The sequence below is a fragment of the Streptomyces sp. NBC_01176 genome, assembly GCF_045039825.1.
Taxonomy (GTDB): Bacteria; Actinomycetota; Actinomycetes; order Streptomycetales; family Streptomycetaceae; genus Streptomyces.
Genome location: NZ_CP108600.1, coordinates 978,670 through 1,004,959 on the forward strand (window position 1 = coordinate 978,670; position 26,290 = coordinate 1,004,959).

The following is a 26,290-nucleotide window of genomic DNA, read 5'->3' on the forward strand; positions in this document are numbered from 1 at the left end:
TACTTCGCATCCACTGGAGAACCCCATGGCATCCGTCGCCTCCGACAAGCACGTCGGCGCCACGCCCTCCCTGCACCGGCTGTACGTCATCCGCTTCGTCTTCGCCGCCGTGTGGGCGGTGCTCCTCCTGGTGTCCGGCTCCGACCTCACCACCGGCGCCAAGCTGCTGCTGTTCCTCTATCCCGCCTTCGACGTGGCTGCGGCCGTCGTCGACGCGAGGTCGGTGCGCGCCGCCGGACCGGTCAAGGGCCTGTACGCAAACATGGCCGTCAGCGCGCTCGCCGCCGTCGGCGTCGCGGTCGCCAGCACCTCGAACATCGCCGACGTGCTGCGCGTCTGGGGTGCGTGGGCGGTCGTCTCCGGCCTGATCCAGCTCCTCGTGGGCGTCGCGCGCCGACCGATGGGCGGCCAGTGGGCCATGATCGTCAGCGGCGGCATCTCGGTACTGGCCGGCGCCTCCTTCATCCGAAGCGCCTCACAGAATGACCCCTCGCTGACCGCCCTCGCCGGCTACGCCACGCTCGGAGGGATCTTCTTTCTCGTCTCGGCGATCCGCTTGTCCCGCGCGGCCCGTAGGGGCTGACCCTGTCAACCAAGGATCGCGGCGACCAGACGCGGCGCACGAGTCCGGATGCGCCCGGCAAGGTCCGGCTCGGCGACAGGTCCGGCTCGGCGACAGGTCCGGCTCGGCGACAGGCCGGTGCGACGGTTGCGTCCGGCGCTATGAGGCCGGCCGGGCCGGGGAGCTGGGGGCCGCAGGTGGGCTGGGGCCACTCGGGGGGATCAGTGTCACCGGCCTGCTGATCAGGCCGGTCCCTCGGTATCGGACGGATCGCCGCTCCCAACCGGCCCCCGCAGGGCCCTCGATGAGTTCGGTCAGCGAGCGTGCGTCGTTGTCGGACGCCGTTTCGGGAAAGCTCTCAGGAGGGTCCGCGCCCGCGTCCGGGGTCTCCGGCGGTTGGTCCCCGGCGGCGAGGCCGGCCAGCAGTTCCCGCGCTTCGCCTGTGCGTGGATGGGTGGGATGAAGGAACCGCTGGCACTCCTCCAGCGCCTGGCGAGCGCTCGCCTCGGCCTCCCCCCGACGGTGCAACCCGTGCAGGGCCGCGGCGACGGCCATGGCCGACTGCCCGCTCCCGGCGCGGGACGCGGCCGGCGTGGTCCGAGGCCTCGGCCTCCGCGTACCGCTCCTCGCCGAGGAGCACGACCGCGCGATTTGTCCGCGCCACCAGCAGCATGGTCCGATCGCCGCCGGTCGTATGCTGCAACTCCGCTGTGAGTGCTTCCAGTTCGGGCAATACGTGCTCTCTGCGCCCGTGCGGCACCGCGGCGGTGAGGGCGAAGGTCCTCGCCGGCCACACTGGCTCCGGGCGTCGGTCCCAGACGCGTCGGGGGCGGCCCGCGAGAGTCTGTGCCCTGGCCACGACGCCTTCGTAGTCGCCCGTGCCGAGCTGTTCCAGGAGGCTGCGGAAGGCATTCGCCTGCGCAGGGGAAATCCCGCCCGTAGAGCGCCCGAACAAGCCGCCGCCCTGGCGGACTCGTAAGGCCCTGCCGTGTGGAGTTGACACCAAGAACCGTCCAGAGGTGCGCAGGGGTGACACCCTCACCCCCTTGCACTGTCTTCCTACCGCACGGAAAGGTTGGCCGCACGCGCGTGGTGTCGAGGACGGTCGACGTGTCGCGCAATGTGGCGACAGCCGTCTGCACCTCGTCTCGTTCTGACGATTGCTGCGTGACCTGTTCGCGCCGGTCGCGTCCGACTGTGCGAAAGATCAGCACGCGGGACCGCTGGATCTGGTGCGCTCCGGGGACCGGCATTCTCGGTAGCGTGGACCATCTGCCGCATGGAGTGTCCATGTGTCCGGCTGGTCCGTGCGCCGCGCCGGCTTCCGACGGAGAGTGATGAGGCTGCAATGAGTGAACTGACGAAGCCCGAGGTCGACGTTCCGGAGGGTGACGCTCCGACCGAGCTGACCATCCGGGACCTGGTCGTCGGGGACGGGGCCGAGGTGAAGTCGGGTATGGCGGTCAGGGTCCACTACGTCGGGGTGACCTTCGAGTCCGGGAAGGAGTTCGATGCCTCCTGGGACCGGGGGCAGCCGTTCAAGTTCACCCTGGGCAGTGGCAAGGTCATCAAGGGCTGGGACCGGGGGGTCAGGGGGATGAAGGTCGGCGGTCGGCGCGAGATCATCGTTCCCCCACGTCTCGGCTACGGCAATCAGTCACCCTCGCCGTTGATCCCGGGGGGCTCGACCCTGGTCTTCGTGGTGGACCTGCTGGACTCGTATTCCAACACAACCGGGTGGAGCAACGCCGGGTGACCCTGGCCGCTCCTCCCCCACGACGTGCCGCGTCGTCCCCCGGGGTGGGCGCCGCCAGCTCGTCGCACTGCCGATCACAGCGCCGGTCCGAGAAGACGGTTAACCTCAATTTTCGAAGCCAACTCTCCACGCAAGGAGCAGGAAAACCCGTTGGCCGTCCGGCACACCCTAATGCGCCGCTGGTGTCCATCGGGGATTTCTGCCACTGAGGGCCAGCGCGCGGTCGAGCACGGGTGCGTCTGTGTCTTGGGGTACTCCGTCACCCAGAAGGCCGAGACTGCGCATGCGGGGTGCCTCACGCGAGTACGTCGCGAACGTGGCTTCGGCCAAGACCGCGGGGACGGTGCGTCGTTGTCCGGTGGCTGCTGCCATGTCCCAGGCGTGGACGGTGAAGTCGGCGATCAGGATCCCGCCGAGCGCGGTCGCGGGCATGGGCGGTCCGCCGAGGTCGGCCTCGCCCTCCCACGCTGCCGGCTCGGACCAGGCCCTGGTCGCCGGTTCCGCTCTGCCGGCCAGGAGCAACGCCCACTCGGACTCCGGCCGCCCAGCGAGGAGGGGCACCGGGTTCGCGGTCAGCAGGGCCGGATCCAATGTCGTGCGGGTGCCCGTGTCTCTCGTCATCAGCAGCATCATGGCGATGTGATTGACCAGGTCTCTCACCGTCCACGCCGAACACGGCGTCGGATTGTGATATTGGTCGACCGGTGCACCGCGCACGGCGTCCACGACCAGATCGATGCTCTGCGCCAACTGCTCCACCTTCGTCGCCGGCAGCATGCGGCATCCCTCCTGCGGAGTCGACTGCGACGAACACAATCACCGCGGTTCGCCCCTCATTCGTAAGGAGTCGTCCTAGTCGATGAAGGCGCTCCACGCGGTGGCGTTGAGGTTGTCGGAGAGGAAGATGTCGGTTCCTCCCAGGCGCTTTTCCCAGGACGGCATGAGTTCGGCCGCGCGGGCGGTGACCGCATCCATCCAGACCTTGATTTCCGCCTGCTTGTTGTTGGCCGGCACCTTGGCGGCGGCCGCGGCTTCCTTCATGTCGACCGTGCGCAGTGCTTCGGAAGCAGCGGCGCGCAGGTCTCGGATGTACTCCCGGTTCGTCGCCACGTCCTCGGGGGTGCCGGGCAGGGCCATGTGGCCGGTGACGATGGTCTCGTAGTCGTACTCCAGCAACTGGTCCATGGCGTCGAAGTACGCGGGCACGTGCGCGGAGAAGTACAGGCGGAAGAACGGCGCGCTCTTGGGAGTAAAACTGTCCATCGCTCCCATGAGCTTCAACTCCGGCAGGTGGATGAACAGGTTGCCGGCCTGATGCCAGTCTCCCGTGTAGTCGAGGACGAACCGCACCCCGTCGATGTCCATCTCCCTGCGCCGGCCACTGAAGGTCTCGGTGGGCAGGGGACGCCGGTCGTCGTTCTTGACCTCCTTGATGAACTCGCCGGTGATCTCATGAGAGATGATCTTCATGCCGTCCCGCTTCAGCAGGTGAGCTGCCCCGATGTGGTCGGCGTGCGCATGGCTGTAGATCAGGTGGGTGACCGGCTTGGGGGTGACCGACTCGATCGCCTCCAGCAGTTTGTCCCCCAGGAACGGTGAGGCGTCCACGAGGACGACACCGTTCTGCGTCTCCACGAACATCGTGTTGATCATCCCCTGGGTGACGAAGTGGGCACCGCCGCCCAGGTCCTGGACGACATACCCGGACTCCGGGATGTCCGGGCCCAGGGCGAAGTCGGGTACCAGCCCGAACTCGGTCATGGTGATCTCCTCTGGGTGGCCCGCCCCAGGGCTGGGGCGGAGGGGTGTCTTGTGATGGGGTTCCAAGGGGCCGCGTGAGGGCTGGCGTGAGGACTGGCTCGGGCCTGGCCTCCGGCAGCGCGGTCCTCGAGGCGACAGCGGGCCTGTGCAGGACAGCCGCTCCTTTCACCAGCCCGGTGCAGGGAGGTTCTCTGGCTTCCTCGCGCGGAAGGTCGTCGCTTTTCAGTCAGCATGGCCCGCTTCGCGTGCGCGTGGACGCTCCATGGGCGCCCTGCTGGACCTAGGTCCGGCTGGTCCACCTTCACCGGCCCGTCAGGCCGCTATGGGCAGCACACTGGCCGCATGAACGACAACGGCGAACTGGGTGATTTCCTGCGCTCGCGCCGGGCCCGGCTGCGTCCCGAGGACGCGGGGACGGCCTTCAGCGGCGGCGCGCGCCGGGTCCCGGGACTGCGCCGTGAAGAGGTCGCGCACCTGGCCGGAGTGAGCACCGACTACTACGCCCGCCTCGAACAGGGCCGGCACCCCCACGTCTCGGAGTCGGTACTGGAGGCGGTCGCCCGCGCCCTGCGCCTGGACGACACCGAACGCGGCTACCTCCTCGAACTCGCCCGACCCAGGACACCCGGACGCCACCGGAGCATTCCCGCCCGCGCACCACGCGTACGGCAGCCGATCCGCCAGATGCTGGATGTCCTCAACGACGTTTCACCGGCCGTCGTCCTCAACCACCGCAGCGACGTCCTGGCAGTCAACCACCTGGCCAGACAGCTGATCACGGACTTCGACGCACTGCCGCACCGTGACCGCAACCTCGCCCGATTCGTACTGCTCCACCCCGCCGCCCGTGACCTGTACCAGGACTGGGACCGGGTCGCGGAGGCGTTCGTCGCCAGTCTGCGCCTCGCCTCCGGACGCCATCCCGACGACCGACTGCTCAACGAACTCGTCGGGGAGCTGTCCATCAAGGTTTCCGAGTTCTCCACCTGGTGGGCCGGCCACCGCGTGGACCAGTGCGCCCACGGCACCCAACGCCTTCTTCACCCCGTGGTCGGCGAGCTCACCCTCTCCTACGAAACGCTGGCTCTGCCCGCCGACCCTGACCAGAGCGTCGTGCTCTACACCACCGAACCCGGCTCCGCCTCCATGGAAACCCTCCGGCTGCTCGCCAGCTGGACCACACCGACGGACACAAACGAGGCCGCCCCCTCCCAGGCACCGTACGGCTGATGCGGAGCAGGCAGCCTGTCAGTGACGAGGACTTGAGGTCATGACGTCCACGCTCGTCCGGACTCCCTTCGGAGAAGAGTCGACGGCCGCCGAGGTCATCGGAGGCATCGAACTTTCCGGGAACTTTCCGGCAAGCACGCGGTCGGCATCGGCGCCGCCTCGGGTCTTGGCGCCCAGACCGTCCGCGCCCTCGCGAGCGCCGGAGCCTCGGTCACTCTCGCGGTCCGCTCCGACACACTCTCAAGTGGACTCCCAAAGGTCGTCCGGCAATTTCCGCTTCCGCGTGACCTGCGGCAGCCGTCCTGCCGCTGCTGCGGTGTGTTGTGCCCTCGTCTGCGCTGTCCCGGACGATGGTCGGCTCTTCTGCGCACTCCCAGGACTGCGCCCTCGGAGGCCCGTCGGGGCACGCCAGCCGGCGAGCATGCTGAGCGTCTCCGCAGAGGCCGAACCAGGTTCCGCGGTGTAGAGGCAGAGACTCAGGTCGGGGTCGGCGGGCAAGGCCAGAATCTCGTAGGAGAGGGTGAGTTCGCCGACCACAGCGTGAACGAGGCGCCGGGTGCCGTGGGCGCACTGGTCCACGCGGTGGCCGGCCCACCAGGTGGAGAACTCGGGAACCTTGATGGACAGCTCCCCGACGAGTTCGTTGAGCAGGCGGTCGTCGGGATGGCGTCCGGCAGCCAGCCGAAGACTGGCGACGAACGCCTCCGCGACCCGGTCCCAGTCCTGATAGAGGTCACGGGCGGCGGGGTGGAGCAGTACGAATCGGGCGAGGTTGCGGTCACGGTGCGGCAGTGCGTCGAAGTCCGTGATCAGCGCCTTGCCAAGATGGTTGACTGCCAGGACGTCACTGCGGTGGTTGAGGACCAGGGCCGGCGAGACATCGTTGAGGACGTCCAGCATCTGGTGGATCGCCGGACGCACGCGCGGTAGCGGGACCGGACGGCGCCGTTGCGGGCTGGCGGACTTGGGTCGGGCGAGTTCGAGAAGGTAGCCGCGTTCGGTGTCGTCCAGGCGCAGGGCGCGGGCGACCGCCTCCAGAACCGACTCCGAGACGTGGGGGTGCCGGCCCTGTTCGAGGCGGGCGTAGTAGTCGGTGCTCACCCCGGCCAGGTGCGCGACCTCTTCACGGCGCAGTCCCGGGACCCGGCGCGCGCCGCCGCTGAAGGCCGTCCCCGCGTCCTCGGGACGCAGCCGGGCCCGGCGCGAGCGCAGGAAATCACCGAGCTCGTCGCTTTGATCCATGCATCCAGTGATACCACTACAGCGGCCTGCCGGGCCGGTGAGTGGACCAGCCGGACCTAGGTCCAGCAGGGCGCACGCGGGACCTCCGTACGCGTGTCCGCGGCGGAATGCTGGACGCGAACCAGGAGGCAACTCCGCCTCCACAGGTGGCCCTCGCCGACAACGGGCTCTCTCTGGGAAAGGGCCGCGCACGGCCGAACGGAACACCTGGCCACCCCTCGTTCCTCACACGAAGCAGATGAATCATGCCCTTTGTGATCTACGTCCTTGGGCTGGGCATCTTCGCCCAGGGCACCTCGGAATTCATGCTCGCCGGCGTGATGCCCTCCATCGCCCAGGACCTCGACATCCCCCTGGCCTCCGCCGGGATGCTGGTGTCCGCCTTCGCCATCGGCATGCTCGTCGGAGCACCTCTGATGAGCCTGGTCACCCTGAAGATGCCGCGCCGTGTCGCGCTGGTCGGCTTCCAGCTCGTCTTCATCGCCGCCCACGTCGGCGCCGCCCTCGTCCCGCACTTCGGATTCCTCCTGGTCATGCGAGTGCTGTCGGCCATGGCGTGCGCCGGATTCTGGGCCATGGCCTCGGTCTCGGCCATCTCGCTGGTGGACGCCGACCAGCAGGGCCGGGCCATGGGAGTGGTCGTCTCGGGACTGAGCGTGGCCACGATCATCGGTGTCCCGGGCGGCACCCTGCTCGCCCAGCACGCCGGCTGGGAGGCGGCCTTCTGGGCCGTGGCCGCGATGACCGCTCTGTCCACGATGGCACTGCTCATCGCCCTGCCCGGCGGCCAGGACACGACAACCGCACAGCCGCGTGTGGCGACGGAACTGCGCTCGTTGACGCAGCCACGGCTCTGGGTCGCCTACGCCACCACCGCGCTGACCGTGGCCGCCCAATTCGCGGTCTTCTCCTACCTCGGAGCCCTGCTGGAGGACGTCACCGGCCTCAGCACCGGCCTGGTACCTCTCGTGCTCGGACTGTACGGCGTCGGCGCGTTCCTCGGCCTGACCATCGGAGGACGCGTGGCCGACCGCTCCCCCTTCACGCTCCTGCTGGTGGGCATGGCCGCCTTCATCGTCGCCGCGTCAGCACTGGCGGTGACCGCACAGGTCGCCTGGGTCACGATCACGCTGGTGGTGCTCCTGGGCGCCGCCAACTTCGGAGTCACGCCCGCGGTCAACGCCAGAGTCTTCGCCATTCTCGGCGAGACCAGGACGCTCGGCGGCGCCGTGAACATCGCCGCCTTCAACGTCGGCATCGCCGTCGCGCCCCTGGCATCCGGCCTCGTGATCAACACGGGACTGGGGCTGGCGGGTACGGCCTGGATCGGCGCGGCTTTCGGGGTCGCCCACATGGGCAGCGTTCTGCTGGACCGCCATCTCACCCGACGCCACGCAGCGGGAACCGCGTCGTCAGACGACCCCGGCATGACGACTCGAAGCGGCCCCGAGCCAGCACGGCCCGGTTTTCTGCCGTAGTCACGAAAGCCTCTGCTGCGCAGGGCGTGCTGCGAAAGTCCCGCCTGCCTCGCGACGCCTGGCACGCCCTAGTGGGGCCAACTCGCCCCGCCCGGGCGGGGGTCGGAGTTCAGGGTCAGACCGCCACGGCTGCCGAGGCCGCGGCCAGGATGCGGTGCAGGACGGGGACCGGGATCGCCGGATTGGTGACCGCCACCCATGCCGTGTCGCGGTCGTGCAGCAGCCCGGCAAGGACGCAGGCCGGCAGTCGCAGGTTGCGCATCGCGGTCCCGCGGACGTGGGCCACCGGGTCGTTCAGCAGCCGCACCGCGTCGGCCGGTGACAGCCGGGGGTCCTCGGCCGCGCGGTGGCGCACCTCGGCTTCCGGGTCGCGGGCGAGACGTGCGACGTCGGCAGGCGTGGACTCCGGATCGTCCAGGGTCAGGCGCCGCATCCGCCCAGCGGGGTCGTCGGCGTAGCGCAGCAGGCCCGTACGGGGGAAGTTGGGGTGGCTGCGGGGGCGGTCGGGGTGACTGAAGCTGCCGTCCCACCAGCGCCAGACCTCCAGCAGCACCTCGGCCGGCGCGTCATCGCACGATTCGGCGAGGAACAGGTGGACCGTCCGGTCCTCGTCCCGCGCCAGACGCTCCACGACGTCCGGTGGCAGACGCCGGGCACGGGCCACGCTTCGGCGGATGAGCGGATGGGACGATACGGCGAGGCGGCGCATCGCGTCGGCGTCGCCGTGCAGGTCCTGGACCCAGGGCAGAGTGCGCGACATCGACGTCGGGTCGAAGTCGTAGCGCACAGCGGCACGCTGCTCCTCGTCGAGGTCGGGCCGCAGTGCCACCGCCGAGCGGATGTCGTCGTGCGGGTCCTCCGCCAGGACGGCGACGCTGTGCGCACTGAGCCGCGGGTTGGCGGCCAGCGCTCGGCGTACCTCCGCGTCCCCGTCCCGGACCAGCTCCGCCTCCAGCTCGGGTGAGAGACGGCACTGTTCGAGCGCCCTCCGGGGCGGGGGCAGCGCGGCAAAGACCTCGCGAGGCATGGGGACGTCGGTGTGGTGGGCGAGCAGCGCAGCCGTACGCACCGCGTCGTCGGTGTCGGCAAGGAGTCGCGCCCGCATCGACGCGGCGAGGTCTTCCCACCGGGCGCAGGCAGTCGCCCGCACCCGGGGATCGGCGTCGGCCGCGAGGCTGGGGAGGTGGGATGCAGGGAGCCCCGGGAGCTCGGCGGCCTGAGCGCGGGACGGGCCGGCGAGGAGGTCGGCGTACAGGTCTCCGGGGAGTTCGACGCCCCAGGCGCAGGCACGCTCGGCCTGGTGCACGCGTCGGCTCGGCGACGGTTCGGCGCGGACCAGGCGTACCCATTGATCGGACGTGAGCTTGGGCCGGAAGGTGTCCGCGGGCCTCGACCGCACATGCGGATCGGGATGCGCCACGGCGGCGTCGAGTACGGCGGGCCGGTCGCAGCCGTACAGGAAGCCGGCCTCCACATCCAGTAGCCGGATCAGCAGCTCGTCCGGCGCGGCCGGATTGGACCCGATCCCCTCCGCCCAGTGCAAAGGCCATGCCGGCCGGCCCGGCACCGCCGCCCACACCTCGGCACGCTCGACCTCCGTCTCGCGCCCGGCGGCCGCGGCGGCCTCCTCCAGCCGCTCCGGCAGTCGGTCGAAGGCCGTCACCCGAGACCCGTCCGCGCCGGGCACCTCCGCCAGCAGCACCTGCCCGTCGAGGGAGAGCGCCACGAACCCGGGGTCGCCGGTCAGCCCCGGCACACCCTCGCCGGCGTAGCGGACCCGGGTCCAGAGGGAGTCGTTGCCGCCGATCCGATGTCCGAGGACGGCCACCAGGAACTCGCCGTCGGCATCTGCAAGGCGCCGCCACCACGTGGCGTCGAGCGCTTCCCGGGCCGCGCCGTCCGGTGCCGCGATCCCCCGCGCGATCCGCCAGCCGGCGTCCGGCGGGAGCAGGCTGCCCGGGCGCATGTCCTCGACGACCGCGAGTCCGGCGCGTGCGAGGAGTCCGTGGAGTTTCTGTTCGTGCTGCACCCGGTCATGATCCCCATCGGCTCACGGTGGGACAAGGCCCTCAACACAGGCGCAACCGGCCCTTACCCGCGTACCGGCCATTGGCCGCGATGTCGCTCGGTCCCGCCCGGGCGGCTCGAGTTGGCCCCACTGGTGCGGCAGAGGCTTTCGCCGGCTCCGGCAGAGATCGGGCCATGGCGGCACGAGGCCGCTGCGAGCCGTCATGGATCTTCACGGAACGGGGCCGCTTCGAGTCGTCCTGCCGGGGCCGTTTGACGACGGACGCGTTCCGGACCGCCCGGTCAAACCGGCCGCGCTCACCGAGGCCGGTGGCCGACTGACTGCGCGAACGCACTGTTGGGCCCACGCCTCCAACCCGCCCCCCAGACCCACCGACACCCTGCATCACCGCAGATCAGCCACTCCGGCATACGCTCCGCCTTCGAGCAGATCGGCTTTCCGCCCCGTCGGCCGGGGGGCCGACCGTGTTCTCGATGAAGCCCGTGAGACGGCAGACCCGACTTGTGTCCGGAAACTACCGCCGGGCCGCGGCCGGGGCCGCTTCCGCTGCGGGGGCGTCGCGGAGGCCGAGCCGCAGGTGCTCGACGTGGAAGAGGGCCTGTTCCAAAAGCTCGGCGACGTGGCTGTCGTAGAGGGCGTAGACGATGGAGCGGCCACGGCGTTCCCCGGTGACGAGCCCGAGATTGCGCAGCAGGCGGAGCTGGTGGGAGCAGGCGGAGGCTTCCATGCCCACAGCATCGGCGAGGTCGCCTACCGCGCAAGGGCCTTCCTGGAGGCGGGCGAGGATGTACAGCCGCGAAGGGGTGGCCAGGGCTTGGAGGGTGGCAGCGACGTCGGTGGCCCCCGCCGCGTCCAGGCGCTCGCGGGGGGTGGCGTGGTGCTTGTCGTCGGCTCCGTGACCCATGCCGCCCATCCTACCGGTCACATATGAAGACCTGTTCAGATGTTCCTGTACGGTGGACGTGTCGCCGTCTTCCGCCCTGAAGGGGTTGTTTTGTCATGCCTTCCGACCTGATCCAGCGGCCCGAACGGGCGGCTCCGGCCGCCTCGCGTACGGCGCCGAAGCGCCGTACGCGGGTGTTCGCCCTGGCGGAGGCGCGCTGGGCTGGCGCGGCGCTGGTGCTGTTCCTGCTCGCGCTGTCGCTCCAGCTGACCGGCGCACCAGCCTGGTCGTGGGGCGCTCTCTACGCCGCCGCCTACATCACCGGCGGCTGGGAACCGGCCTGGGCGGGGCTGAGGACGCTGCGGGAGAAGACCCTGGATGTGGACCTGCTGATGATCGTGGCAGCGATCGGCGCGGCTGCGATCGGGCAGGTGATGGACGGTGCACTGCTGATCGTCATCTTCGCCACCTCCGGCGCGCTGGAGGCTCTGGCCACCGCCCGTACCCAGGACGCGGTGCGCGGTCTGCTCGACCTCGCGCCCGCGACGGCGACACGGCTGGCCGACGACGGGAGCGAGGCGACGGTCCCGACCGCGGATCTGGTGGTCGGGGACACCGTCCTGGTCCGGCCCGGCGAGCGGGTCGGCGCGGACGGCCGCGTTCTTACCGGGGCGAGCGAGGTGGATCAGGCCACCATCACCGGGGAGCCGCTGCCGGTCGCGAAGGAGGCCGGGGACGAGGTCTTTGCCGGCACCCTCAACGGCACGGGCGCGCTGCGGGTGAAGGTCGAGCGGGACGCCTCGGACTCGGTGATCGCCCGGATCGTGGCCATGGTCGAGGAGGCTTCCGGGACCAAGGCGCCCACCCAGCTGTTCATCGAGAAGGTCGAGCAGCGGTACAGCCTGGGCATGGTCTTCGCGACCCTGGCGGTCTTCGTGGTGCCCCTCGCGTTCGGCGCGGACCTGACCGGTTCGCTGCTGCGGGCGATGACCTTCATGATCGTGGCCTCGCCGTGCGCGGTGGTCCTGGCGACGATGCCGCCGCTGCTCTCCGCGATCGCCACTGCCGGACGTCACGGCGTCCTGGTGAAGTCCGCCGTGGTGATGGAGCGCCTCGGGCAGGTCGACGCGGTCGCCCTGGACAAGACCGGCACCCTGACCGAGGGCACCCCTCGCGTCACCGACATCCACCCCCTGGACGGCTCCGGGCTGACCGAGGACGCCGTGCTGGCACTGGCAGCCGCCGCCGAGCACCCCAGCGAACACCCGCTGGCCCGCTCCGTCGTCGACGCCGCCCGCTCCCGCAACCTGGCCATCGCCGACACGCAGGACTTCACCTCCGCTCCCGGCGTCGGTGTCACCGCCACCGTCGGCGGCTGCACGGTCGTGGTCGGCGCCCCCACCCGCCTGCTCGAGGGCATCGGCGGTACCGGCGCGGCCCGCGCCGCCGAGGTGGTGGCCGGCCTGGAGAACGGTGGCCGCACGGCCGTCCTGGTCCTGCGCGACAGCATCCCCGTCGGGGTGCTGGATATCGCCGACCGGCTACGGCCCGACGCTGCCGTGACTGTCGTCGCGCTGACCACGCTCTCCGGTAGCGCCCCGATACTGGTGACGGGTGACAACCCACGCGCCGCCGCCCGCCTGGCCGCCGAGGTCGGCATCACCGGCAACGAGGTCCACGCCGGCCTCCTGCCCCAGGACAAGGTCGAAGCCGTACGGCGCCTCGAGGCCCGGGGGCGCAAGGTGCTGGTTCTCGGCGATGGCGTCAACGACGCCCCCGCCCTGGCCGCCGCCCACACCGGCATCGCGATGGGTCGGGCCGGCTCCGACCTGGCCCTGGAGACCGCCGACGCCGTCATCGTCCGTGACGAGCTTTCCACCGTCCCCAAGGTCATCGCTCTGTCGCGGGCGGCCCGCCGCCTGGTGGTGCAGAACCTGGTCATCGCCGGCGTCTTCATCTCCGGCCTGGTCATCTGGGATCTGGCAGGCCACCTGCCGCTGCCGCTCGGTGTGCTCGGCCACGAGGGCTCGACCGTCATCGTCGGCCTCAACGGGCTGCGCCTGCTGCGCGACGCCACTTGGAACCGCTGCGAACGTGCCATGCGGTGAGCCGGCACGCCAGGAAGTCCACCCCCGCTCCCGGCACGGCCCGGCCGATCGTCACCGTGCGCCAGGGCTGCTGAAGCGGGTTGCGTACGAGGGCTCTGGGACCGGCTGTTGGTGCGGCGGCGCCTAGCCGAGCGGTGGTGCGAGGTGACCCGCCCTGAGGTGTGGGTAGTTGACGATGTGCCGTTTCCCAAGTGCGGAACGGTGTCGGCCAGGGCTACCGGCACTACTGCGGCGCGTGGGGCAAGAGGGCGAGAACTGCCAAGCCGCGGTCAGCGTGCGCGCGGCCGACGACACCGCCTTCCTGCCCGGGGATTGGCTGGCGGATGACACGCGCCGAAGCCCGCTGTTCGTCGGGCCTTCGTAGAAGGTGGCCCCAACGACGATGAGTTCGAGCACTGTCCCGGGTCTTCACCACCACAGGCATCTCCCGCTCGCGAATCTGGAGGCACTTTGAAGCTCTTGCTCACGTCAGGTGGCGTCACGAACCCAAGCATCCACTCGGCGCTCGTGCAGCTTCTCGGCAAACCGGTCTCCGAGTGCCACGCTCTCTGCATCCCGACAGCGCAGTGGGGACACCCGATGTGCGGTCCGGCGTCGGTGCGGGGCTTCGTAGCCGCCGAGCCCACGTGGCAGCACATGTCCGGCCTGGGCTGGGCATCGCTCGGTGTCATCGAGCTCACCGCACTGCCCACCATTGGACCGGAGCGGTGGATCCCCTGGATCCGGGCCGCCGACGTGCTTCTGGTCGATGGCGGCGACGCCACCTACCTGTGCCATTGGATGCGGGAGTCCGGGCTGGCCGATCTGCTGCCTTCGCTGTCCGACATGGTCTGGGTGGGGGTGAGTGCCGGAAGCATGGTGATGACGCCGCGGATCGGAGAATACTTCGCCGAGTGGCCGTCGGCACCGGACGACCGCACCCTGGGAGTCGTCGACTTCTCGATCTTCCCGCACCTGGACGCGTGGCCGAAGAACATGCTGGCTGATGCGCAGCGGTGGGCAGCTGACATTGGCGTCCCGGCCTACGCCATCGACGAACAGACGGCCATCAAGGTCGTCGACGGCGCTGTCGAGGTCGTCTCCGAAGGGCATTGGACAAAGTTCGGGACATAGTCGCCGGCCGTCTGCCGACTCGGCACCGTACGCGCGACATCCGCGAGTTCTCCTGAGCCCCGCTGAGAACCGGCGCGACACCTGAACCTCGGACCCAACAATCGCGGCGATACAAGACGCTCTTCTAGGCGGAAAGGCTCAGGTCAGCTCCCGTGGGCAGTTCCGCCCAGATGGTCTTGCCGTGACGGCTGTGTCGCGTGCCCCAGCGGTTGGCGAGCTGCGCGACGATGAACAGGCCACGACCGCCTTCGTCGAAGGTGCGAGCCCGTCGCAGGTGCGGGGTCGTGGTACTGCCGTCCAGAACCTCGCAGATCAGATTGCTCTCCTCAAGGATGAGGCGGAGTTGGATCGGAGACTGTGCATAGCGGATGGCGTTGGTCACCAGCTCGCTGACTATGAGTTCGGTCGTGAAGATCGCGTCGTCAAGTCCCCAAGCGGCGAGCTGGCTGGACACGTATTCACGGGTGCCGGCGACGGTGGCGGGGTCCTTGGGCAGGTCCCAGGTGACAACGTGGTCGGTGTCCAGGACCCGAGTGCGTGCGATGAGCAGGGCCACGTCGTCGGTGGGCTGACCGTCGCCCAGCGCGCTGAGAACGTTCCGGCACCGCGCTTCCAATGAAGCCTCCGGAATACTCAGCGGCCCGGGGCCTCCCCTTGGTCTGGGAAGTCTGCCCTTCGAAGCGGTGGACGGGGAACGTCGATGATCTCGGCATGATGAGCCGGTGTGACGCTGGCCGGCGGAAGATGACCCGCGCTCGCGAGCGCGCAGCGGCCCGTGACGGGGTCATAGATGGCGCACAGACAAGTTGCTCCCACCTCCCCTCTGGCGTCCTCCTCCGTATCGAGACCACCCTTGTCCTCGTCTGCGGGTTCGCCGTCGGTATTGAGCCGAAGAACGACGTCGTCAACGTGCGTGAGGAGTTCATCGGGTTGCAGGTCGATGTCGGCGAGCGTGCGCACAGCCCCACGGAGTCGGGCCATGGTGGCGGAGGCATGCAGCCCGTGCCCGACCACATCACCCACAACCAGAGACACGTGGGCCCCGGACAGCGATATCACGTCGAACCAGTCGCCGCCCACGCCAGCGCCGTGGCCCGCCGGAATGTATCGGCTCGCTACCTGCGCCGCAGCCAGCTCGGGCATGTGTCTGGGCAGGAGACTGCGCTGCAGGACGAGTGCGGTTTCGCTTTCACGGCTGTACCTACGGGCATTGTCCAAGCACACGGCCGCCCGTCTCGTGATCCCTCGCCGAGGGGAACACCGGCGAAGCCATCCGGCATTTCGACGAACTGCGACACCTCCTCCGCACCGAACTCGGACTGGAGCCCTCACCTCACCCCCGCTACGCCGTCGCATGGAAAGCGCGGTCCACGCCATGCGCACTCGGCCGTGACGGCACGGTGGCGTCAGTCCGGAACACTGAGCTCATGGCTGTCTCAGACGCTCACACGGGAGTCCTCGTCCTTCGCGTGTGGTACGAGCCCGGACGTACACCGGCCCTACGAGCACGCCTGCTGGTCGTCGACAGCCCCGATCAGGTCCCCGCCGAGTACTCGGCCGCAGCGGGCCTGGACGAAATATGTTCACAGGTACGTGAATGGCTTCAGACCTGGAGCCTGAATATCGAGGCCTCCTCGGACTAAACCGGACGCGTGATGCGCGGACAAGCACATGAAGCTCCGTGCCGATAGGTTGATCTTGGTCGACAACTCATCTGCCAGGAGCTTCACCTCTGCCCGCGCACTTTCCCACCAACGAAACCCGAACAGAAGCAGGCGGGAAGAGCTCCGTGGCGGCGAATGGGCTGGTCACACGATCTGGCGGCTCTCCTGTACCGGCATGTACGACTCCGGCCCCAAGGACTCGGAAGCCACTACGCGCCATCAACAGTCGACATCCTGGCAATCCGGCGACTGGCGACACGCCCCCGCCCGCCGGCCAACTCCGCAGGAGCCAGTAAATGTCCCCCCCATGGTCAGGAGGTGATCCGTGGGCCCGTAATCGATCTTCCAGTCGGCATAGATCCCTGCGGCGCCGTCCTTCTGGCACCGAAGCCCAACGGTCACCCAGCGGACCGACCCGTCGCCGGTGAGCGAGAACGCGACTGCCGTCTCAAACTCCTCGCCCCCGCACGGACAAACCGCCTCGCCAGGATCCGCGTCCTCCCAGAACTCCTCGGTATCAGCGATGAACGCTCGGCCACCGCAACCAACGCACACTCGCTCGGCTCCGCCCTCGACATCGTCGACGAGCACGCAAAAAACGCGCCCGCCACACCCGCCGCAGACAGAAGGAACGATCGCCAACGGACGGCCGTCGGCAGCGTTCCGGAGAAACGCCGCGAGCTCCGCAGAGACACCCTCGCCCACCTGATCACCGGCATCCACAGGCATCCACAGGCATCCACAGGCACATCGTTCCAGACGCCCGAACCAGCACCCATCCACCTTGACCAAAGACAATAGGGGCACCCCCCGAGCGTGACACACGGCCGCGGGTTCACAGCCGACGGTCGCCGTCGTCTCAGCCTCTCCGGCAGCGCCCGCTCCGGAGAATGGACAGCTACCGGTGGCGGAACAGTAGGTGGCAGGGCGCTGACGATCGGCGCCGCCAACTCGGATACCGTGCCGACTGAGGATCACCTGGGGGGCAGATGTCGGCACCACAACACGAGCTGACCGACCGGCTCATGGCAGCCGTACTCGCGAAGGACACCGACGCGGTCAAAGCTCTTCTCGATCAGGGCGCCGATCCGCGGACGCCGGGCCCGGATGGTCTCCCGTTGCTCTGCGCCGCCGTGGCCGGATTCGACTACGAGACCGCCAAGGCACTGACAGACGGCGGCGCCGATCCCGACCACGATCTGCCGGACGGCACGACTCCACTCCTGCGGGCCGTCGATCTCGGCTCTCCCGCACTGGTCGACGCTGTACTGGGCGACGACCCACAGGTGCGGCTGACCGAGGGCGCCCGTAAGCGGCTGCTCGACCTCGCCCGGTACTGGATCGACACAGGCGAGGAGAAGGAACTCCGCCGGCGCACGGAAGCGTCAGGCCCGGTCGTCCGGCGTCTCGTCACGGAACAGCACACCGAGGTCGAGGAGGTCTCCCTCGGCGGGCTCACCGTCCGGGCCGGCCACAACGGCATCCTCACCTGGCTGGAGTGGAGATTCGGCATCCTCCCGCCCGTGGCGGAGCTTGTGGCACGAGCCGTCCCGTACTCGGACGGGCTGCACAACAACTGGTCCACGGCCCGCTTCGTCCTCGGCGAACGCCGAGGCCCGCAGGTCTGGTCCGAGCTGAAAACCCTGCAGCACCACCCCGATCCCGTCCACCGCCTCTTCCTCGCCGACGTCGTGTCGTCCCGGAATTCCAGGACGTGGTTCACCCACCGCCAGGACGTCGCCCAGGACGCCGACTTCCTCGCCGCCTGGGTGCGAGACGAACCGGACAGCATGGTGCTCGCCAGGGTCCTGGATGTCTACGCCGACGAGGACCACCCCGACCAGGAGGCCATCGGTCTCCGACACGCCGATCACCCCGACCCGCGCGTGCGCAGCCAGGTGTCCAGCTTGATGCTGCAAGAGCCCCCGCTCACCGAAGCTGCCACCGCCACCCTGCTCGCCCTGTCGCGGGATCCCGACCCCGACGTTCGGCGTTCCATCGCCGCCACCATGGGCGGCCGCACCCTCACCCCAGAGTTCCGCGAGGCCCTGCTGGCCCTCATCCGGGACACCGACTTCCATGTCCGGGCCCGTGCCGCCATGTCCCTCGGCTACTCCGACGACCGGACGGACGCTGTCACGGACGCCCTCGTCGCCCTGCTCGACGAAGAAGACCAGCTCCTGCGCCTGGAGATCGTCTACGCCCTCGCGCGCCGTGACGATCCGCGCACGGAGTACGCCTGGGAACGCGTCGGCGAGCTTCCTCCTGGCTTCGGCGAGATGCCACAGCAAGAGGACCACCGCATCCTCGCCTACTGGAATTACCAAACCCGTAACCGTCCGACCGAACCCGACAGCCCAACGGGCTGAGCCGCAGGGAGCGGTCGACGTGCGGCGGCCGGCGACGCCTGCCGGCCACCGCGGTGTACAGCGTGCGGAACCCGTCATCGGCCGGATGAAGAACCACATGGTCCTGCGCGAGCGACTGCCGACAGCGCGGGGACGGCCTCCAACACGCCGTCCAGGCCGTCGCCCACCTGCACAACCTCGCCCTCGCCTCGTGAACACACGAGCCGCTCACCCCCTCCGGCCTGCCCGAACAGGGCCCTGAGCAACGCCCTTCAGCCGACGAAGGTGCGCCCCGGCTGAGCTACTTCTTGAGCCTTCGGCTTCGTGCGTGCCAGTCATCGGTCCTGCCGGTCTCCTGTGCTGTGACGGCGAACGACGGCAGCTGAGGACGCTCGCGCAGGCTGCGCTTGAGCTCGGCGAAGCCGGGGAACCGGGCAAGGCCGATGACGTGATCCCACAACACCCCCGCCTGTTCCTCGCCGGGCAGCCGGCTGATCACCGGCCCGAAGAAGGCGACGCCCTCGGGCGGTTCGAAGTGCACGATCGGCGTGCCGACGTCCCTGCCCGTCAGCGACAGCGCCTCGTCGGACTCGGCCTGGATCCCGACGTCGCGGGTCGTGTCGTCCAGTGCGTCGACGAGCGAGATCGGCAGGTCGGCCTCGGCGAGGGCCTCGACGACGAGGTCGGGGGCGCCTTGCCAGCCGGGAACCCGGCCCTCGTCGGGTCCGATCTCCATGATGCGCGCGCCGAAGGCCGCGTAGAGCGGACCGATCGACTCGCGGCCGTGCCTCTCCCGCGCCGCCGACGCCACCCGCAGCAGTCGCAGGCCCGCGGTGTGCTGGGCGTGGTACTCCTCGGGGAAGTGGGTGTCGTAGTCGATGTGCGAGTTGATGAGCCGCAGTGAGATGAATCGCCAGTCGACGGTGTAGTCGCGCTGCGCCTGGACGATCCGGATCCACTTGCTCGTCATCCACGCGAACGGACAGACGGGGTCGAAATAGAAGTTGATGTCAGCGTTCTTTGCTGGATCCATGCTCATGTCCACGATCCTTGCGTCGACCGGTCTTCGATGCGGTAACTGCTGGAGCGGTGTGCATTCATCGGCGTCCTGCCACGCTCGTCACTGGCCTCGTGACGACGGCTCCTTGGTCAGGGACCGTGAAACAGGTCGCCAGAGGGGTTGGTCCCCACGCCGGTTCAGTAGATGAAGGTCTGCCATCTCTGCAGGTGGTTGATAAAGCGCTCGCTCAATCCGCCCGAGCGCAGGTACTGCGCCGTCACCGGAAGCTTCGGGCTCTCGTGCAGGGGGTTTTCCTGTACTTGCCACGGAAAGTCTCGCTGAAGAATGCCTGCCCGGCCGATCGCGACAAAGTCTCACCCCTCTTCCAGCAGTTGCGCACGGTCTGCCCCTAAATCGCTCCATCTTGAACGATCTGGGCAGACTCCCACAGGGCCAGGTCGAGGTAGTCGATCAGCTCTCGATCGAGAACCTCGGCCGTGATGTCACGTAGTTCCTCCAGGAGCAGCCCGTAGCGCTCGACCGACAAGCGCCGGCCGATCCGGAAATCGCGGCCACACGCCCGGCGAATTCCTTCGATCACCTCTATGCCGAGACGGGCCCCGGTTCTCCGTGATGCCGCCGTACTTGTCTGTGCGGTCGTTCAGCAAGGGGGACATGAATTCCGAGACATCCATCCGAAGCACCGTGCACCGAAACGCCATCGAACCCTGCCTGTTCCGCCCTCTTTGCAGCCATGATGAAGCGTAACGCGGCCTTCCGGATCGGAAGGTGCGACGCCGTGGGCGGCGTCTACTTCAATGGTGCGCCATCCCGTTGGTGCCGCAACGAGAAGTGCGGTTTCGCCACCAAAAGCATTCATCCGGCCATGATTTTCCTGTGCTTGCGGCTGCCCTGCGGTAGAAGCGTGGGGGTGCCAGGGCTGCGAAGCGAGCCCGTCCGCTTCAGGCAGAAGCATGGGCTCTGCCCGGCCACGCGACGAGTCTCAGTGGGTACCACGACGGAGGGGCTCGTCGGCGGTCGTGGATCAGTTCGTGACGCGGACCAGCAGCATGGCGATGTCGTCAGTACGCGGGTTGTGCGAGGCGTCGCCGAGGAGGGTTTCGGTGAGACCTTCGACGTCATCGTTCGGAGCATGAGCCATTCGGTCGGCGAGGGCGCCGATGGCATCGTCGATGTCGATGCCCGGTGCTTCGACGAGCCCGTCGGTGTAGAGCGCCAGAGTGAGGCCCGAGGACAACGGAATGTCCACTGCCGGGTAGTCGGCGTCCGCGACGATACCGAGCAGCAGTCCCGGCGGCAGTGCGAGGGCCTCCGTACGGCCGTCAGGATGGCGCAGGAGAGGGGGAAGGTGTCCGGCCGTGGCCAGGAGGGCCCGGCGCCGGACCAGATCGAGCTGGACGCAGAGACAGCTGGCGAAGAGACCGGGATCGAAGTCGCACATCACCTGATTGGTACGCGCCAGGAGGTCGTCCGGACGCAGCCCCAACGCGGCGTGGGTGTGAACGGCGGTGCGCAGCTGGCCCATCACGGCCGCGGCCCCGACGTTGTGGCCCTGGACGTCGCCGATGACCGCTGTGGCAGAGGCGGTGCCGCAGCGGATGAGATCGTAGAAGTCGCCTCCGATGTCCATGCCGTGAGCCGCGGGCAGGTAGCGGGCGGCGGCCCGAAGGCCGGGAACGGCGGGGAGTCGTTGCGGCAGCAGACCGGTCTGCAGGGTGCGGGCGAGATCGTCCCTGGCCTCGTGCAGGCAGGCCCTGTCCAGGGCCTGCGCGACCAGTCCGGCCACCGAGATCAGGAGATTGCGCTCCGTCGACGGAAACCGACGGGGCCGGTCGAAGGACAGGACGAGAATTCCCACCGGTCGACCGCGGATGACCAGCGGCAGAAACGCCCACGCGTTCTTGCTGCCGTACCGGACAGCCTCCGGGTATTTCTGCTGGAACTCGGCGAAACTGGCGAAGAACAGGGGGCTGTTGCCGGTCAGAGCCTTCGCGGGCGGATTGTCGGAGGTCAGGGAGCGGCCGTCGAAGAGGGACAGGAAGGCCGTGCTGTAGCCGCGGTGACCGACGATCCGCAGTCGTCCTTCGGACGCGGTCATCAGCACCAGGCCCGTGGCACCGAAGGCCGGCAGGAACTGGTTGGCGATGGTGTCGGCGACATCGCTCACCCGCACCGTCTCCGTGAGGCTTGCCGCCAGGTGCATCAACTGGTGGAACGGCTTGATCTCGGTCGGCTCCACGAAAGGCAGGATGTGCCTGCGCTGACCGGCCGGTGACGTCTGGGGAAGGGCCGCCATGTGGATGCTGACACCTGAGGGGTCGGGGTAGAGCTCGAAGGACAGGCACACATCGGGTGCGGGTCTGACGGTGAAGTGAGCGGGCCGGTGGCCGATGACCGTGGCACGGAACCGTTCCTCGAAGTCGGGACCACCGAGCCACCACAGACGCTCCCACGGTCGCGCACCCAGCAGGTCGGCGGTGCCCACTCCGAGCAGATCGCTCGCCGCATCGCTGACGAAGGTGATCCGGCCTTCCAGATCCAGGGACATCGCCCCCGGCAGGCGCATGGCGTAGTCATGAGCGGCCAGCGCTTCGGCCCGATCCGGGGTGCGGGACCGTTGCGCTGCCAATACCATGGGGCGCTTCCCGGACAGCAACGGATGTCCGCGTCGCGTCGAGCGCTCCAGCAACGGGCCTGCTCGGCCGCAGTACGTCTCGATCGCCGCCTCCTCCGCCGGGCTGAGGTGCACGGGGTGCGAGGGCGGCCACAGCAGGCAGACCGCACCCTGTACGACCTCACCGGAGAAGATCGGGGCGGCCGCCACGGCGTGCTCGGGAACCATGAGAGCGAGCCGGGGATAGTGCAGGGCAAGCTCCTCGGAGTCGCCGACCCAGACCAGGCGCCTCTCGCGCGTCGCCTCGGCAGCCGGGATCGCCTCTTCCACGTGGATCCGTGCCCAGGAGGAGAGAACGGTCCAGGACGTGCCGTACAGCATCGACAACTGCAGGACAGGCTCCTTGGGGAGGAGGAGGAACAGCATGGCGCTCGAGGCGTCGGTGTCCGTCACCAGCTGCCGGAAGAGGGCGGCCATCTCCTTCCAGTCCCGTGCGGAGCCCGACGCAGGAGACACCACAACGTCACCGCCCTTCCTGGACACCGGCCACACCCTCAGTTACCACGCACCCGGCGGGCTCCAGCCTGTGCCGGAGTCGGCCGAGGGGCCTCCCGTGCGCAAGATATACACCGACAATAGTCATCTAAAGGGAAGAAAGCCTTGCAAAAGGGCGTTCTCCGGCCACCCCACCCCCAGGCAGCTCCCGGGACCGGCCATCTCCGGATGGTTCTGTCGCCGACGCAGATGCCGTCGATCAGATGGAGCCAGTCCCGAGCGTCGGTACCGAGGTGGTGGATGTTGCGGCCCCGACCCGTGGCGGATAGTCACAGCATCTTGATCGCCTCGGTTCCGGAAAACGACGGCCGTTCACGCCCTGTGACCGCAGGACTCCCATGCATGGGCAACGGCGTACATGACTCCCAGGTGACGACGGGGGTCAGGAGACGCCGTTTGAGGACGTAAGGACGTCAAAAAGCTCAGTCTCCTGGACGGCCTCCGCAGGGGCGGGAGGCGATCCCAAGGTCAACCCGGTGTCCGTCACGTAGATGTCTTCGATGGCGTTCAGTGGCGGGGAACGGTCCCGGGCGCTGAAGGACAGGCCAGATCGGGCAGAGGCGTGCGCGGGGTCACCTCGCAGAACCACGAGCCCCGTCGTCGGGCCGTCAGCACGCGAGAGGGTCCCAGGCCGACGCCCACCCCGCAGGCGACGAGGCCGATCTGATGTGGATGTCCCTCGCGACGGTCGCGCCGGAGAGCGCCGGGAAGTCCTTGCCCAGGAGGGTCCGTAGCCCGGTGACTACGGCAGGCTCTTCGTCCCCCGGCGCCACGATCAGCGGTTGTCGCCGCAGCCGATCCACGTCCACCGACGACTGACCCGCGTACGGGTGCGTGCTGCTCACGACCGCGACCAGGTGGTCGGGTCCGATCGGGACCGATACCAACTCCTCGGCTCCGACGCCCTTCGGCGCGCACCGATGAGTTTCCCGCGCCGCGCCGGTCTGTACGCGTGAGACCGACTCACGGAAGGCCGGCGCCATGCGGAAACTGATCTACGGCATGAACCTGACTCTGGACGGCTACATCGCCGCGCCCGGCGACGACATCGGCTGGAGCGTGCCGAGCGACGAGCTGTTCCAGTTCTGGTCCGACCAGTTGCAGGCGACCGATCTGTCGCTGTACGGGGGCAAGCTGTGGCAGACGATGAGCTCCTACTGGCCGACCGGCGACCAGCAGCCCGACGCCACCCCGGCGGAGATCGAGTTCGCGCGCCGCTGGCGGGACATGTCGAAGGTGGTGTTCTCCTCGACGGTCGACAAGGTCGACTGGAACACCCGCCTGGTCACCGGCGACGCGGTCGCCGAGATCACCCGGCTCAAGGCCGAAGACGGCGGCTCGGTGGACATCGGCGGCGCGACGCTCGCCGGGGCGGCCATGCGGGCCGGGCTGATCGACGAGTACGTGCTGGCCACCGCGCCGGTCCTGGTGGGCGGCGGCACGCCGTTCTTCACCGCGCTGGACAACTGGGTGAACCTGAACCTGGTGGAGACGCGAACGCTTCCCGGCGGCGTGATCCTGACCAGGTACGAGACGAGGCGCTGAGGGTCCGTCACGCGACTCGACCGCCTGCCGGGTCCACGCGAACGTGAACGCCACCGCTGGGGTCGACGGCCGGCAATGCGGCTTCACATCCACCAACGTCGGACCCTGCTCAGTGGTCAAGATGCATTCCGGGATGTGCTCACGGCCTGTCTCTCCACCACGGACACCGTCCATCACGTACCCCCGCCCCACGGGCAACGACCCGTACAGCGGCGGGCCTCGGTGACCCCGTACTGATGCCTGCAGGTCAGTCGTCGCCCAAGCTCCCCTGCGCCACCGCGCTTCCGGTCGTGGAGGAGTGCAGATGGAGGGCGACGGCTGCCGTGCCGAGCGCTGGGACGTCGACCGGGATGGCGCGGTCCGTTTCCGGGCTGATATCGCGCGGGGTCAGGCCCAAGTAGTTCCACAAGGACGACCCACGCCGATTCACCCGCCATGGTTTTCCTGGGCCAATGCGATGTACGCGCCGAACTCGCTTTGGACATCGCCGAACTCGGCACCCGACCCCTCTGGGCCTCTCCCCCGCTGACCTCGCGGACTTCCCGACAAAGGACGCCATAGAGCACACCCGTGTGGGAGCTGGGTCACAGCGGCGTCAGGGCTCGCTATCCGTACGAGCCTCAGGACATGCTGCCCCGGCACACCGTCCCCGGGGCCGGGGTGCGGCCCGTGCGAAGGTAGTGGTCGACCGTCCCCGCGACGCAGCGGTTCTGCGGGTAGGTGCCGTGGCCCTCCTCCTCCGCCGTCAGGAGGACGCCGACGCCGTCGCCCAGGGCGCGGGCCATGTGGCGGGCGCCGGAGTAGGGAGTGGTCGGGTCGCCGGTGCCGCCGACCACCAGGACGGGGGCCGCGCCGTCGGCGTTCACCTGGAGCGTGGCGCGCTCGCCGTCGAACGGCCAGTCGTAGCAGAGGTAGACGCCGGTGGACCAGGCCGCGCCGAAGACGGGTGAGGCGGCTTTGATGCGGGCCTCGTCCCGGTCGAGTTGCTCGAAGCCGGGGCGCAGGCTGGAGTCCGCGCAGATGATCGCGGTCTGGGCGGCGCGGCTGTTGTCGCGCGGGGTCGCCGCGCGGTCGGCGGAGCCGATGTCGTCCGCGCCCTTGCTCAGCGGACGGCCGTCGTTGTGGTCGATCAGCGCGGTGAGGGCCTTGGCGAGCGGCGCCCAGCCGTCCGTGCCGAGGTCGAGATGGTCGCTGACGGCGTACGCGAGGTCGTCGGCGTCGAGGTTCCTTCCGGCGCCGGCCGGGGCGGGCTTCTTCGCCAGGCGGTCGGCCAGCCGCGCCATGCGCCGCGCGGCCTCCTCGGGCCCGTCGCCGGTCGGGCAGTGGCGGATATGGGCCGCGCAGTATGCGGCGAACCGGTCGAACGCCGCTTGGACCGCCTTGACCTGCGATACCTGTTCCTCGTCGTTGTCCTCGGTCGGATCGACGGACGCTTCGAGGACGAGCCGTCCGACGTGCGACGGGTACAGGTGGGCGTAGACCGCGCCGAGCGCCGTTCCGTACGAGACGCCGAAGTAGTGCAGCCGCTCGTCGCCGAGGAGGTAGCGCATCAGGTCGAGGTCGCGCGCGGTGTGCGAGGTGCCGATGTACGGGAGGAGCGCCCCGGAGTGCTTGGCGCAGGCGTCGGCCCCGTCGTACCCGGTGTCGTCCGCGGTCTTCCCGCATCGCACGGGGATGGTCGCGCCGACGCCGCGCGGGTCGAAGGAGACCAGGTCGTAGCGGTCGAGGAGCGGCTCGTACTGGTTGATGAGTTCGGGCAGTCCGCTCACGCCGGACACGCCGGGGCCGCCGAAGTTGAGGACCAGCGAGCCGATGCGCCGGGCGTTCGGGCCGGTGGCCTTGCGGCGGATCAGGGCGACGTCGATCGTCCTGCCCTCCGCTTTCCGGTAGTCGAGGGGGGCCTTCATGGTGGCGCAGTCGTAGCCTGTGCGCGCGGTGGACGGCGAGGTGCAGCCGGACCAGTGGAGGTGCTGGCCGGTGGTGAGCGCGGTGGGCAGACCGGCGGGCGGGTTGTTCGCGGTGAACTCCGTACGCGGCTGCGCACTCCGGCCGGGGGCGTCGTACTGGAGCCAGGCGCCGAGGGCCCCGATCACGGCGAGGACGACCCCGGCGATGATGCGCGCGCCGACCGAGAGGCCCGGTCTGCGGCTTCGTATCGGATGTGCGTCACTCATCGAGATCCCCGCGCTCCCACCCCTGGACGCCCACCCCGTGCCCGCATGCCCGTACCCGTGATCGTCCGATCGTCGAATGCGTGCAGGATACAAGCCGCCTCCGACAGCACGGCCGGACGAGCCCTCTTCCAGCCACCGCGGCTCCGCGTATCCTCACGCGCGGGGAGTGGAGCAGCCCGTGGGAGCTCTCGGAGATGCGATGATCTG

At 69.2% G+C, this 26,290-nt stretch carries 19 protein-coding genes and 3 pseudogenes; 10 read left to right on the forward strand and 12 right to left on the reverse strand.

Annotation, left to right across the window (positions count from 1 at the left end):
- Window positions 1–25 precede the first annotated feature (25 nt).
- Window positions 26–583: a hypothetical protein gene (locus OG199_RS03880; protein ID WP_356807836.1), complete on the forward strand. Its 558-nt coding sequence runs from the start codon at window positions 26–28 to the stop codon at window positions 581–583.
- Between the two features lie 1,327 nt (window positions 584–1,910).
- Complete coding sequence (locus OG199_RS03885) at window positions 1,911–2,318, forward strand: FKBP-type peptidyl-prolyl cis-trans isomerase (protein WP_405827948.1); 408 nt, start codon at window positions 1,911–1,913, stop codon at window positions 2,316–2,318.
- Window positions 2,319–2,486: 168 nt separating this feature from the next.
- On the opposite strand, the gene OG199_RS03890 is transcribed toward OG199_RS03885, so the two are convergent.
- Together OG199_RS03890 and OG199_RS03895 are read right to left on the reverse strand one after the other, a co-directional pair.
- Window positions 2,487–3,095, reverse strand: coding sequence for a TIGR03086 family metal-binding protein (locus tag OG199_RS03890; protein WP_405827950.1), 609 nt, complete (start codon window positions 3,093–3,095; stop codon window positions 2,487–2,489).
- A 75-nt stretch (window positions 3,096–3,170) separates the two neighbouring features.
- Window positions 3,171–4,079 (reverse strand): MBL fold metallo-hydrolase, encoded by a 909-nt coding sequence (locus tag OG199_RS03895; protein ID WP_405827951.1) that lies wholly within the window; start codon window positions 4,077–4,079, stop codon window positions 3,171–3,173.
- Window positions 4,080–4,421: 342 nt separating this feature from the next.
- Between OG199_RS03895 and OG199_RS03900 the strand changes: the two genes are divergently transcribed.
- Complete coding sequence (locus OG199_RS03900; protein ID WP_405827953.1) at window positions 4,422–5,309, forward strand: helix-turn-helix transcriptional regulator; 888 nt, start codon at window positions 4,422–4,424, stop codon at window positions 5,307–5,309.
- Window positions 5,310–5,549: 240 nt separating this feature from the next.
- Here the strand turns inward: OG199_RS03900 and OG199_RS03905 are convergent, their stop codons facing one another.
- A complete protein-coding gene (locus OG199_RS03905) occupies window positions 5,550–6,551 on the reverse strand; it encodes a helix-turn-helix transcriptional regulator (protein ID WP_405827955.1) in 1,002 nt (333 codons plus the stop codon).
- Between the two features lie 245 nt (window positions 6,552–6,796).
- On the opposite strand from OG199_RS03905, the gene OG199_RS03910 reads away from it, so the two are divergent.
- Window positions 6,797–8,029, forward strand: coding sequence for a Cmx/CmrA family chloramphenicol efflux MFS transporter (locus OG199_RS03910; RefSeq protein WP_405827957.1), 1,233 nt, complete (start codon window positions 6,797–6,799; stop codon window positions 8,027–8,029).
- Window positions 8,030–8,144: 115 nt separating this feature from the next.
- Here OG199_RS03910 and OG199_RS03915 read toward each other — a convergent pair whose 3' ends face one another.
- Together OG199_RS03915 and OG199_RS03920 are read right to left on the reverse strand one after the other, a co-directional pair.
- A complete protein-coding gene (locus OG199_RS03915; protein ID WP_405827959.1) occupies window positions 8,145–10,058 on the reverse strand; it encodes a hypothetical protein in 1,914 nt (637 codons plus the stop codon).
- Between the two features lie 514 nt (window positions 10,059–10,572).
- The gene (locus OG199_RS03920; protein WP_356808593.1) at window positions 10,573–10,962 is read right to left on the reverse strand and encodes a metalloregulator ArsR/SmtB family transcription factor; all 390 of its coding nucleotides are present in this window, start codon (window positions 10,960–10,962) and stop codon (window positions 10,573–10,575) included.
- A 95-nt stretch (window positions 10,963–11,057) separates the two neighbouring features.
- On the opposite strand from OG199_RS03920, the gene OG199_RS03925 reads away from it, so the two are divergent.
- From OG199_RS03925 to OG199_RS03935, 3 genes are all read left to right on the forward strand, one after another.
- Window positions 11,058–13,049 (forward strand): heavy metal translocating P-type ATPase, encoded by a 1,992-nt coding sequence (locus OG199_RS03925; protein WP_405827961.1) that lies wholly within the window; start codon window positions 11,058–11,060, stop codon window positions 13,047–13,049.
- Between the two features lie 144 nt (window positions 13,050–13,193).
- The gene (locus OG199_RS03930; protein WP_405827963.1) at window positions 13,194–13,376 is read left to right on the forward strand and encodes a hypothetical protein; all 183 of its coding nucleotides are present in this window, start codon (window positions 13,194–13,196) and stop codon (window positions 13,374–13,376) included.
- Window positions 13,377–13,499: 123 nt separating this feature from the next.
- Window positions 13,500–14,162, forward strand: coding sequence for a Type 1 glutamine amidotransferase-like domain-containing protein (locus OG199_RS03935; RefSeq protein ID WP_356808589.1), 663 nt, complete (start codon window positions 13,500–13,502; stop codon window positions 14,160–14,162).
- 124 nt (window positions 14,163–14,286) lie between these two features.
- Here OG199_RS03935 and OG199_RS03940 read toward each other — a convergent pair.
- Window positions 14,287–15,404, reverse strand: a pseudogene (locus OG199_RS03940) (SpoIIE family protein phosphatase); the annotation flags it as partial.
- Between the two features lie 641 nt (window positions 15,405–16,045).
- Window positions 16,046–16,555, reverse strand: coding sequence for a hypothetical protein (locus OG199_RS03945; protein WP_405827965.1), 510 nt, complete (start codon window positions 16,553–16,555; stop codon window positions 16,046–16,048).
- Between the two features lie 260 nt (window positions 16,556–16,815).
- On the opposite strand from OG199_RS03945, the gene OG199_RS03950 reads away from it, so the two are divergent.
- Both OG199_RS03950 and OG199_RS03955 read left to right on the forward strand, forming a co-directional pair.
- On the forward strand, window positions 16,816–18,195 hold the full coding sequence (locus tag OG199_RS03950) for a HEAT repeat domain-containing protein (protein WP_405827967.1): 1,380 nt from the start codon (window positions 16,816–16,818) through the stop codon (window positions 18,193–18,195).
- A gap of 40 nt (window positions 18,196–18,235) precedes the next feature.
- A pseudogene (locus tag OG199_RS03955) lies at window positions 18,236–18,389 on the forward strand (IS5/IS1182 family transposase); the annotation flags it as partial.
- Between the two features lie 86 nt (window positions 18,390–18,475).
- Here the strand turns inward: OG199_RS03955 and OG199_RS03960 are convergent.
- The 4 genes and pseudogenes from OG199_RS03960 to OG199_RS03975 all read right to left on the reverse strand — a co-directional run.
- On the reverse strand, window positions 18,476–19,213 hold the full coding sequence (locus OG199_RS03960) for a hypothetical protein (protein ID WP_405827968.1): 738 nt from the start codon (window positions 19,211–19,213) through the stop codon (window positions 18,476–18,478).
- A gap of 370 nt (window positions 19,214–19,583) precedes the next feature.
- On the reverse strand, window positions 19,584–19,775 hold the full coding sequence (locus tag OG199_RS03965; protein ID WP_405827970.1) for a hypothetical protein: 192 nt from the start codon (window positions 19,773–19,775) through the stop codon (window positions 19,584–19,586).
- A gap of 444 nt (window positions 19,776–20,219) precedes the next feature.
- Complete coding sequence (locus OG199_RS03970; RefSeq protein WP_405827972.1) at window positions 20,220–22,286, reverse strand: SpoIIE family protein phosphatase; 2,067 nt, start codon at window positions 22,284–22,286, stop codon at window positions 20,220–20,222.
- Window positions 22,287–22,746: 460 nt separating this feature from the next.
- A pseudogene (locus OG199_RS03975) lies at window positions 22,747–23,275 on the reverse strand (LysR substrate-binding domain-containing protein); the annotation flags it as partial.
- Between the two features lie 70 nt (window positions 23,276–23,345).
- Between OG199_RS03975 and OG199_RS03980 the strand changes: the two are divergent.
- A complete protein-coding gene (locus OG199_RS03980) occupies window positions 23,346–23,909 on the forward strand; it encodes a dihydrofolate reductase family protein (RefSeq protein WP_405827974.1) in 564 nt (187 codons plus the stop codon).
- Between the two features lie 620 nt (window positions 23,910–24,529).
- Here OG199_RS03980 and OG199_RS03985 read toward each other — a convergent pair.
- The gene (locus tag OG199_RS03985) at window positions 24,530–26,083 is read right to left on the reverse strand and encodes an alpha/beta hydrolase (protein ID WP_356798801.1); all 1,554 of its coding nucleotides are present in this window, start codon (window positions 26,081–26,083) and stop codon (window positions 24,530–24,532) included.
- Window positions 26,084–26,290: the final 207 nt, after the last annotated feature.